Annotated in this window: 2 protein-coding genes and 1 pseudogene; all 3 read left to right on the forward strand. The window is 64.2% G+C overall.

Features of this window, described 5'->3' with window-relative positions:
* A pseudogene (locus ACPW96_RS23245) lies at positions 1 to 204 on the forward strand (sugar ABC transporter ATP-binding protein); the annotation flags it as partial.
* A gap of 67 nt (positions 205 to 271) precedes the next feature.
* Positions 272 to 589: a putative quinol monooxygenase gene (locus ACPW96_RS23250; RefSeq protein WP_425886111.1), complete on the forward strand. Its 318-nt coding sequence runs from the start codon at positions 272 to 274 to the stop codon at positions 587 to 589.
* Between the two features lie 513 nt (positions 590 to 1,102).
* Positions 1,103 to 1,293 (forward strand): glycoside hydrolase family 68 protein (locus ACPW96_RS23255; protein WP_425886113.1); only part of this gene is annotated, 191 nt, incomplete at its 3' end.

Consider the following 1,293-nt stretch of genomic DNA (forward strand, 5'->3'; position numbering starts at 1 on the left):
TCCAACCAGGTTCTCGAGCTCATCCAACGGCTGCGAGAGAACGGGATCCCGGTCATCCTCATCTCACACAACATGCCGCACGTGTTCCAGGTCGCCGACCGCATCCACATCCAACGCCTCGGCAAGAGAGCGGCGACGATCACACCGCAGTCGCACACGATGACCGACGCCGTCGCCATCATGACAGGAGCGGCAACCGCCTGACCCTCGCTGTGCGCGCCTTGGGGTCACTGGGCGCGCACAGCGAGCACTTCACTGAAGGAGCAGCACGATGGATGACGAGCGAGTCGTCTTGTACGCAGAGTTCACGGCCCGATCGGGTGAGGCAGAGGAGGTGCAGCGCCTTCTGAAAGCGTTCACCACCGCGGTACGCGGGGAGCCGGGCAATCTGGCCTTCGACACCTATCGCAGAGTCGACGACCCCGATCGGTTCTTCGTTTTCGAAATCTACCGCGATCGAGCCGCCTTCGAGGCGCACCTGTCGGCCGACCATGGGCGCCCCTTCAACTCCGCGCTCGAACCTCTCATTCGGGAGGACGCGAGCCAGCTGAGCTTCCTGACACCGATCCCCGCCGCCGCCAAGCGTTGACCGCTCGCCCCGACGCTGGACTGTGGTTGTTGGGCGCGATCGCCGCGCTACCGCGCGCCTACACGCTCGCGAAGCGCCACCAGCGAAGAGGGTCGCGGGACGGGCTTGAGATATGTGGGAGGCCGAACACGGTCCCGTCGTTGAACCGCGTCCGAGAATGCCCTGGTCGCCACGCGCTCAGCCGCGAACAGCGCCTTTGAGAGGGGCGGTTCTGTCTCCCGTTCGGTGCCGATCTATGAGCCGCATCCGCCCCAAAATTCACCCGCGCGGATCAAAACGATTTGTGCAACTATGAATCAGCTTTGCAAAACCATTTGCATGGCCCTTTAGAAGAGGAGTTGTTGTATGCAACTATCACGACGGCGTGTGACGCGCCGTGTTATGAGCGGGTTGGTGGCGGGTGCGCTTGTTGCGACCGCGTTGGTCGCGGGTACGCCTGCGGCTTTGGCCGCTCCGGGTCAGGTGGTGGTGGCCGGTCATGGTCTGCCGCTTCAGGCTGGGCCGGAGCCTACGGTGCACACGCAGGAGGCGTTCGCTCCGGAGGATGATTTCACGGCGAAGTGGACGCGTGCGGATGCCCGGCAGATCGCGCGGCTGTCGGACCCGAACGCCGGGTCTCGGGAGAATTCGATGCCGGCGTCGTTGACGATGCCGACGGTTCCGCAGGATTTCCCGGACATGTCACACGGGGCGGTGTGGGTGTG

Source organism: Micromonospora sp. DT81.3 (genome assembly GCF_049847225.1).
Classification (GTDB): domain Bacteria; phylum Actinomycetota; class Actinomycetes; order Actinomycetales; family Microbacteriaceae; genus Microbacterium.